6 protein-coding genes, 3 tRNA genes and 1 rRNA gene are annotated in these 8,678 nt (G+C 46.3%); 7 read left to right on the top strand and 3 right to left on the bottom strand.

Annotated elements, in window-relative coordinates; all coding sequences use genetic code 11:
- Positions 1 to 68: 68 nt before the first annotated feature.
- The 3 genes from rrf to CK797_RS03950 all read left to right on the top strand — a co-directional run bounded on the left by rrf (position 69) and on the right by CK797_RS03950 (position 381).
- A 5S ribosomal RNA gene (rrf, locus tag CK797_RS03960) occupies positions 69 to 185 on the top strand.
- A 7-nt stretch (positions 186 to 192) separates the two neighbouring features.
- Positions 193 to 265 (top strand) — tRNA-Asn (locus tag CK797_RS03955).
- 43 nt (positions 266 to 308) lie between these two features.
- Positions 309 to 381: transfer RNA gene (locus tag CK797_RS03950), tRNA-Thr, on the top strand.
- Between the two features lie 247 nt (positions 382 to 628).
- Here the strand turns inward: CK797_RS03950 and CK797_RS03945 are convergent.
- On the bottom strand, positions 629 to 982 hold the full coding sequence (locus CK797_RS03945) for a helix-turn-helix domain-containing protein (RefSeq protein ID WP_104688502.1): 354 nt from the start codon (positions 980 to 982) through the stop codon (positions 629 to 631).
- A 178-nt stretch (positions 983 to 1,160) separates the two neighbouring features.
- Here CK797_RS03945 and CK797_RS03940 point away from each other — a divergent pair, with 178 nt between their 5' ends.
- Positions 1,161 to 4,820 (top strand): SEC10/PgrA surface exclusion domain-containing protein, encoded by a 3,660-nt coding sequence (locus CK797_RS03940; protein ID WP_181049515.1) that lies wholly within the window; start codon positions 1,161 to 1,163, stop codon positions 4,818 to 4,820.
- 196 nt (positions 4,821 to 5,016) lie between these two features.
- Here the strand turns inward: CK797_RS03940 and CK797_RS03935 are convergent, their stop codons facing one another.
- Both CK797_RS03935 and CK797_RS03930 read right to left on the bottom strand, forming a co-directional pair.
- Positions 5,017 to 5,562, bottom strand: coding sequence for a hypothetical protein (locus CK797_RS03935; protein WP_104688500.1), 546 nt, complete (start codon positions 5,560 to 5,562; stop codon positions 5,017 to 5,019).
- Positions 5,563 to 5,711: 149 nt separating this feature from the next.
- Positions 5,712 to 6,200, bottom strand: coding sequence for a flavodoxin (locus tag CK797_RS03930; RefSeq protein ID WP_104688499.1), 489 nt, complete (start codon positions 6,198 to 6,200; stop codon positions 5,712 to 5,714).
- A gap of 150 nt (positions 6,201 to 6,350) precedes the next feature.
- On the opposite strand from CK797_RS03930, the gene CK797_RS03925 reads away from it, so the two are divergent.
- The 3 genes from CK797_RS03925 (at position 6,351) to CK797_RS03915 (ending at position 8,564) form a co-directional block, all read left to right on the top strand.
- A tRNA-Asn gene (locus CK797_RS03925) sits at positions 6,351 to 6,423 on the top strand.
- Positions 6,424 to 6,485: 62 nt separating this feature from the next.
- Positions 6,486 to 6,782, top strand: a complete 297-nt coding sequence (locus CK797_RS03920; RefSeq protein ID WP_104688498.1) for a hypothetical protein — start codon at positions 6,486 to 6,488, stop codon at positions 6,780 to 6,782.
- Positions 6,783 to 7,064: 282 nt separating this feature from the next.
- Positions 7,065 to 8,564 (top strand): peptide MFS transporter, encoded by a 1,500-nt coding sequence (locus CK797_RS03915; RefSeq protein ID WP_104688497.1) that lies wholly within the window; start codon positions 7,065 to 7,067, stop codon positions 8,562 to 8,564.
- Positions 8,565 to 8,678 lie beyond the last annotated feature (114 nt).

The following is an 8,678-nucleotide window of genomic DNA, read 5'->3' as shown; positions in this document are numbered from 1 at the left end:
TTAGGTTTGTTGGTGAGATTGGATATTGTTTAGTTTTGAGAGCACAAGCTCTCACCCGAAGAGGGTAGTGTGGTGATGATGGCTTGAAGGATACACCTGTTCCCATGCCGAACACAGTAGTTAAGCTTCAACACGCCGAAAGTAGTTGGGGGATCGCTCCCTGCGAGGATAGGACGTTGCCACGCGCATTATTCCGGCATAGCTCAGTTGGTAGAGCACCTGACTGTTAATCAGGTTGTCGTCAGTTCGAGTCTGACTGCCGGAGTTGTTGAGATGTTGACTGGTTTGGTTAACATCTTTTCTTTTATGCCAACTTAGCTCAGTCGGTAGAGCATCTCCCTCGTAAAGAGAAGGTCGGAGGTTCGATTCCTCTAGTTGGCATTATTAAAACTTACAAAGTTTAATAATCCTTGATATATCAACGTTTTATGTCGGAATATCAAGGATTATTTTTGTTTATATATAAATGTGATGCACACACTATGCACTGTGTGATTAGCGTGTGCATGTTGGAAATTTTCAAAAGCTACGGAATACTGATGTAATAGGCTTTTAGGAACTTTTTCGGTGTGCAGGGTCTATAAAGTAAGACTATCTATGAATTCTTTTGGATTACATAGATAGTCTTTTACTTTGTTAAATTGTTAATTACATAGAATAGATGTTTGCTAACCTCTTCGGCCTCTTTTCGTGGCAGTTTCTTGATAGCGGCATTTAGTTTATTCAGAAAATAAAGTTGAGATTTGCTGTCTTTTTGGTCATCTTTCGTGAGAGTATAAGCGGCTGTAATTAACTCTGGAGTGCTCGTGTTAAGTGCTACTGCAATTGAATCCAGTTTCTTAATACTGATATTTTGATTATTGGTACGTTCGAGTTGTGATAAGAAATTGACGGAAATATTACTTAGTTCAGCAAGGCTTTCCTGTGTAAGGTTAAGTTGCATTCGTCGCTTTCTGATTTCACTTCCAAGATTAGCTATCAATATTTCCCCATTCCTTTACACACAATTTATTAATAGCCTAAGCTTTATGTTTAACGGTTAGAACACTTTATAATGTGAAAATGAATCCATCGAACTGTTGATATAATAATAGTTAAGAACTAGAATTAAATTGTGTAAGTTGGAGAGATGAGTGTTTGAAAAAATGGGGGATCAGTTTATGAATGATAAAAATATACAAAAGAAGGTTGCTGCTACTATCGTTGTTGCTGCTGCTACCATTGCCGGTGTCGATGTTACGAATAATGCTCACGCTGATACGGTGAACACCACTGACCAAGCTAAGACGGTTCAAGATGTTCGCCAACAAGCGATTAAGAATGCTGAACAAGGTGTTCAGTCCGCTCAGACTAACCTGGACTCAGCCAACACTGCTAACAGTGCTGCCCAAAGTGACTTGGATAGTGCACAAGGTGAACTGACTAGTGCTGTTAACGCTGCCAAGCCGCAGCAAGCTAAGGTTGACCAGGCTCAAGCCACTGTTAATAATGCTTCTGCTGTTAACAGCGCTGCTCAAGGAAACCTAAATGAGGCCCAACAAGCTGCCAAAAGTGCCACTCCAGCGAATATCCAAAAGGCCCAGCAAAATGTCACCGATCAAGAAGATCAAATCAAGAATGACCAGCAAGCCGTAAGTGCTGCTCAGAAGGCGGCTGACCAAGCTAATGCTGACGTCAAGAGCGCTAGTGATGCCCAAACTAAGGCTCAACAAGCTACTGACGCTAAGCAGGCTGCTACTAATGCCGCCCAAAAAAGCCTGGGTGCTGCTAAGGATGCTTTGAATGGTGATAGTTCCAAGGTTGATCAAGCATTAAGTGATGCCAATGCCAAAGTTCAACACGATCAGGATACGGTTGCCCAGAAGAGCAGTGATTTAACCAAGGCCCAAGATGCCCAGGTACAGGCTCAAAAGCAAGCAGATCAGCTGGGTAATGGTGCTACTGTTGCTCAAAAGCAAGCGCTGAATCAGGCTAACGACTCCGTAAAGGCGGCTCAAGAGGCCCTAGATCAGGCTAACGATGACGTCGCTGACGCTCAGCAAGATGTCAACGATAAGCAAGCCGCTGTCAACCAGAAGCAGACTGCTTACAACAATGCTGAAGATGCTCTTAAGGGCACTAACGCCGCACAACTGAAAAAGAACTTGGACAAAGCTACGATTGCTGTACAGCGCAATCAGCAGAAGGTTGAGCAGGCTAAGGCCAACAAGGCACAGGCGGAAACCAACAAGCAACACGCATCAGTCGCATTAGATGCTGCTGAAAAGGCTCAGCATCAGTCTGCTAGTGAAGTTAGTGCTAAGCAAGCTGCCGCTGACCGGACTCAAACGGCTCTGAACAATGCTAACAGCGCTCTGAACGATGCCAAGGCTAAGGCACAACGGCTGAACGATCAACTGAGTAGTGTTAATACGATTACGCTCCCTGCTGGGTATGCTCAAGCCCTAAAGGCTTACGAGAATTATCGGGAACAGTCCGACTGGAACCAAGAAGAACAAAATCGGCTAAGCAAAGTAATTAAGGGTTATAACGCAGAAGCACAAAAGTTAAATCAGTATAAGAGCAACGATGCTGATAAAAATGTTATGGTAAGCGTTAACTCAATGCCTGCTGAGCAACAGAAGGAATTGACCCTTTATGCAGCTGACCTGATTAACCAGATTCGAAGTCAGATGGGGACTTCAAAGATTACCGTAACTCCTGAATCAATTGCTTTGGGTAACAAGATTATTAAGGAAGGCTATAACGATGCTAACTGGGACGCATTTGGATCACACATGACTAATGGTCAAGGGCACCACAATGTTTACTTGGATCAAACCAACACTGCTGAAAACCTTGATGGTGCTTTAACCAGCTGGCACTGGGACTCAGAATCTGGGAACTACGTACGGAACCAGTTTAGCTCTGTTCAATCTATGGATGCGTTGAAGCATAGCATCTACTATGGCATTGTGGAAATGATGTTTGCAGACGCCCCTCACAGCTGGGGACACAGCTTGAACTTTGCTAACTATGGTGCAAGCACCTCCGCCCCTAACAGTACTCTTGGCTTTGGATACGATAAATATGGGTATGCACATTACGAGTTTACAGATGCCACCGCAGATAATCACCTTGGTGACAACCCATATGCCATTCCTTCTAACGCCGAGCTTGTTGCTGAATTGAACAGTGCTAAACGGGATCAATCAGTAAAGCAAACGACCGTCGACAATGCCAAGAGTGCAAATGACAATGCTCAACAGGCACTTAAGGATGCCCAAACCGATAAGCAAGCTGATGACGAGGCAGTCGCAAATGCTCAAACTTCACTTAACAAGGCTCAAACTGCATTAAACAGCGCTGCAGCCCAGCTGACGAATGCTGAAAGCACACTGAACCAGTCCAAGGCCGCCCAGGAAAGTGCTCAACAAGCAGTTAATAACATGAGTGCCAACCTGAAGACAAAGCAACAGGCGGTTGCAAAGGCACAGCAGGAACTTAGTGACGCTAAGAATGCCTTAAGCAAGGCACAAGCTAGTCTTGATTCACGGAAGAACCGGGTCAGCTCAGCTGAGCAGGCCCTGAGTCAAGTAAAGCAATCTGTTGCTGATGCCCAGAAGGCTATTGACGATGCTAATGCCAACGCAAAGCGAGTGAAGGAGAACCTGGTTCAAGCTAAGCAGGCTACCCAGGACGCTCAAGTGGCACTGCAACAGGCCAAGGGCCAATTAACCGCAGATCAAAAGACTCAGCAAAATGCTCAAAAGGCTGTTGACAACTTTAATGCTGACCAAGCTACTAAGCAAGCCGCTGTTAAGGCAGCTCAACAAGCACTTGATCAAGCTAACAGTGAATTAGCCAGTGCTCAGCAATCCTTGAACCAGGTTAAGCAAAGCCTTGCTCATCTGCAGAAGGTTGCTGACAACAAGGCTCAAGCAGTAAAGGATGCGCAAGCAACGGTCAAGAAGGATCAGGATAAGTTAGCCGATTTTAATAACCAATTAGTTGCCCTGCAAAACGCTCCTCAGCAATTAGCTGCTGCCCAGCAAAAGGCTGATCAAGCTAGTCAAGAACTAATAGATGCCAAGGATGCACTACAAAGGGAACAGTTAGCTTTGCAGCCGTTTACTGAAGCAATTCAGCGCGCTCAAGATAAGTTGATTGCTGCCCAAAAGAAGGCCGACCAGACTGCCCAAACCGTCAAGGACGCTAAGCGTGATCTGGACAAAGCTAATACTAAGTTGGCCGATGCTAAGACGACTGATGCGCAGCGTTATGGTAAGCAGGTTGTTGTTAAGCCAGTTAATATTACGGCTGGCGATCCAGTACCGGCTCCTAAGCTGGCTAATGCTTTGACCCTGCCAGTATCTAAGAACAATGACGGTACTCTATCCTTGGTTGTTAACAATGGCCAAGCTGCTGAATTACCCGCTGGGACAACGGCTGCTTGGGCTAATAAGACTCAGGTTACGACGGATGCCCAACACGCTGGCAACTATGCCGAGGATGTGCTGGTAACCTTCCCGGATGGATCTCAGACTACTGTTAAGGCCCAGATGAAAGTTGCTGCTAATGTAGCTGGCCAAGGGGTAAGTGTTAGTCAGAATGCTACTATTAGTAGTAGCAGTGGTCACCGTACGGCCGAAAATAGTACTTCAAATGTCGGTAGCGAAACTAGTCTCATGACTAGGAAAGCTTATAAAGTCACGCAACAAGCAAAGCAAAGTCAGCTTCCACAGACTGGCAATGATCAAAGCTCTATTTTGGCAATGCTGGGGCTGACGTTGCTGACCACTACAATGATGACGATGTTTGGCGTTAAAAAGCGAGCATAAACTAATATCGTTTTGAATGAAAAAGAACTCTCTCAGAAATGAGGGAGTTCTTTTTCAGTATTATACTTATTACTGCTAGACACCAAGGTTTCATACCCTATTGGTGCAGAATATTGTCGTTATTGCAGCAGGATCAATTGAATTATGGACAACCTTTGGCCTATTTGTACATCGCTAGCGTAGACCAAGGGAAGTGTTACCGCTTATGCAGGACCTTGTGAACCTCAGGGTGCTGAGCCACGAGATGGTAATAGTAGCCAAAATAAGAGGCGGCAGTGAGGGTCCAGATGTACCAGTCCGTGTGGAAAAAGATCATCAGGACAGGATTGAGGTTCTTGATAATGTACTCGAAGAATTCGTCGGTAAGGCTCTCAACGGTCATATGAAAGCCAAAATAAACCTGCAGGGTAATGTCGGCTGAGAAGACCAAAATCCAACCAATTAGGTAGGGCCAGTTCCGCTTGGCAATGAGAATGGGATGACCCAGGTGGCGCTTGTGGGTATTGACGACCTGAACTTTGCTTGCCTGGTACTTACCGATCAATTCGCCAATGATGAACAGGATTACCAGAAGACGGATCTTGTCGATGGTGGGGTGGCGGTCAACTGAGATTATGACCATTAGAATAGTGTAAGCAGGTATCAGGATGATTCTCCACCGCTTAATCCGTGTGTAGTGGAAGGTTCCCTTAACCAGGGTGTGCAGGAGAAAAAGTAGTAAGATAATCAGCCAGATACGCAATCACTCCCTAGGAATCAAGCCTGTAGAAACAGAATACTACCTCCCTTATTTAATTTGTACTACAAAGATATAATGACGGTGCAAAAAAATGGAGGGGTAGTCCCCCTCCGATAAGGGCTTATAAAACTTATTATATCACTCTATGATCCTTATTTGAGTGATATCGAGTCTAGCCATGCGTTGAGTTTAGCTGGGGAGTTCAAGACATCCCCCGACTGGAGGTCCAGTTGGTAGTCATTCTCTTGGACTGTCCGTGCAATGTTGGCCTGGGCACGGTCGTAGCCGCTGCTGCCGGACGTGCCAAAGGTGGCCAGGACCTTGCCATTAAGGTCTAGCTTGTCGATCGTGGCCGCGATCAGGCGCGGCGGAATGCCCCACCAGATCGGGTGACCGATGATCACGTTATCATACGGTGTCAAGTCTGGCAGGTCATCCTTGATCGGGACCCGACCGTCATGCTCCTGCTTCTGTTCGACGGTTGCCCGGGTTGACTCATCGTGCCAGTTAAGGTCTGTGCTGGTGTACGGTTTGACCGGATGAATCTCGGCAAGGTCGGCGCCGAGCTGTTTAGCAAGTGTCTGAGCAACCTGTTTCGTGGTGCCAGTGGCAGAGTAATAGAGTACAATCGTTTTTGACATAGAAAGGCCTCCTCCTTAATAGCTTACTTTTTACAAGTATATTATAAGAGATTTTGAACGTACCGGTCAAATGATATGTTGGGTAGCGGTAAAATAGTGCTTGACGATTTCCCTACTAGTAAGATATAATATTAAACGTTGATTGATTATTCCGGCATAGCTCAGTTGGTAGAGCACCTGACTGTTAATCAGGTTGTCGTCAGTTCGAGTCTGACTGCCGGAGCTCATATAGCGGCTGGTGAGTTTCTCATCAGCCGTTTTTTGATGGAGTGGAGGATTTAGGAAATGGATATCTTGTACTTAACCTTGTGTGTTGTTTTCATGCTGATCGGAGTTCAATTCACCCGTGGCAAATGGTTGCGCCTGCTGGCGGGACATTCGAATAAGAGCGAAGAGAAACTTAAAAAGTCAGGTCTAATTATTGCTCCAGGGCTGATTGGTCTGGGCTTGAGTATGTTCTTTTTTGGCTTTTTTAATAGTCACTACTGGGCCAACATTGGTAATGCTATCTTTGTGCTATCAATTGCTTACCTGGTAGCGACCGTGATCCTGGCTTATATTAAGTTTGGTCGGGAAAAGTAGGGGGTTGTCGTAAGGAGACGGCCTTTATTTTTTAAACAGAACACTTACGATAGTTAATTAAATTAACCTGTTTTGCTGGCCCTGCTGAAAATTATTAAGCAAAATAAAACATCTTCCCACTTTTCTCTCATCAAAACTTTATTTTGTAATTGACTATTCTGATAGGGAGGACTAAAATAATTACATTGTCATAAGAAAGTTAGATTTTTCTAATTATTTGGAATGAGTATTCTAAAGTGATTAATCTGACCATGCAATTATCAATGGAGGAATCAAATCTTTATGAGTAAACAAAAAGATATTGATACCGCGTTCTTCGGGCAACCGCGTGGTCTCTCAACCTTGTTCTTCACTGAAATGTGGGAACGGTTCAGTTACTACGGAATGCGGGCAATTCTGTTATTCTACATGTACTATGCCGTCACTAAGGGCGGTTTAGGAATGAGCGAAACCACCGCCGCTTCGATCATGTCGATCTATGGTTCACTGGTTTACCTGTCTGGGGTTGTCGGTGGTTGGCTATCTGACCGGGTTTGGGGCCCACGACGGACCGTCTTTATCGGTGGTGTCCTGATCATGTTCGGGCACATCGCTCTGTCGTTGCCGTTCGGCGTCAGCGCCCTCTACGTTTCGATCGCCCTGATCGTTGCCGGGACCGGGCTGCTAAAGCCTAACGTTTCCGAAATGGTCGGTGGTCTTTACGCCGAGAATGACCGTCGGCGGGATTCCGGTTTCAGTATGTTCGTCTTCGGGATCAACTTAGGGGCCGCGGTTGCTCCATGGGCGGTTCCGTGGGCTGCCAACGGCTTTGGATTAAACCTCTTCCATGGCGAAATGAACTTCCACGCCGGCTTTTCTCTGGCCGCTATCGGGATGTTCTTCGGTCTGGTCCAATACGTTGTCGGCGGACGGAAATACCTATCTAAGGATAGCCTGTACCCGGACGACCCAATCGACAAGGAAAGCCTTCGTCCGGTTATGATCTGGACCCTGGTTGGCGTGGTTGTCTTGGCTGTTATCCTTGGCCTGCTGGCTGCAATGGGGCAGTTGAACATCACCAACATCATCACGATCATTACGATTATTGCGATCGCTTTGCCGATCTACTACTTCATCATGATGCTGAATTCCAAGAAGGTTACGAAGGAAGAACATTCTCGGGTACTCGCTTATATCCCGCTGTTCATCGCCGCCGTTATCTTCTGGGCCATTGAAGAATCTGGTTCCGTTGTGTTGGCCCTCTTCGCTGAACAGCGGACGATCCTGCACATCGGTAGCTGGCACTTTGCGGCCGCTAACTTCCAGACACTGAACCCATTATTCATCATGATTCTGACGCCGGTATTCGTTACCCTTTGGGATCACTGGAAGAACCAGCCGAGTGCCCCTGGCAAGTTCGCTGCCGGGCTGGTCTTTGCTGGTCTGTCATACGCCTTCATGGCGCTGCCAGCCTTGATCCACGGTACCACCGCCGGTCGGGTTTCCCCGTTCTGGCTGGTTGGCTCCTGGTTCATCGTTGAAATTGGTGAAATGCTGATCTCGCCAATTGGACTGGCCGTCACGACCCGTCTTGCACCAAAGGCTTTCAAGTCTCAGATGATGAGTATGTGGTTCCTGGCCGATGCCGCTGCCCAAGCGGTTAACGCTCAGATCGTTAAGTTCTACTCATCTTCTACGGAGGTCCCATACTTCCTGACGATCGGGCTGGTAAGTATCGTCTTCGGTATCATCCTGATGTTCTTCGTCAAGAAGATCCACGGCCTTATGGGTGGCGTTGACTAAGCGGTACAATTAAACTTGATTACTTTATTTTATAAAGCCTGCCGGGCATGATCCGGCGGGCTTTTTTCGTAGAGTGGGGAAGTTGGCAAAAAAATATTAAAATTGGTCTTGCAT

This window comes from Limosilactobacillus pontis, from assembly GCF_002940945.1.
Classification (GTDB): domain Bacteria; phylum Bacillota; class Bacilli; order Lactobacillales; family Lactobacillaceae; genus Limosilactobacillus; species Limosilactobacillus pontis_A.
The sequence above is the reverse complement of the archived record's forward strand: the minus strand, read 5'-3'. Positions and strand labels throughout refer to the sequence as shown.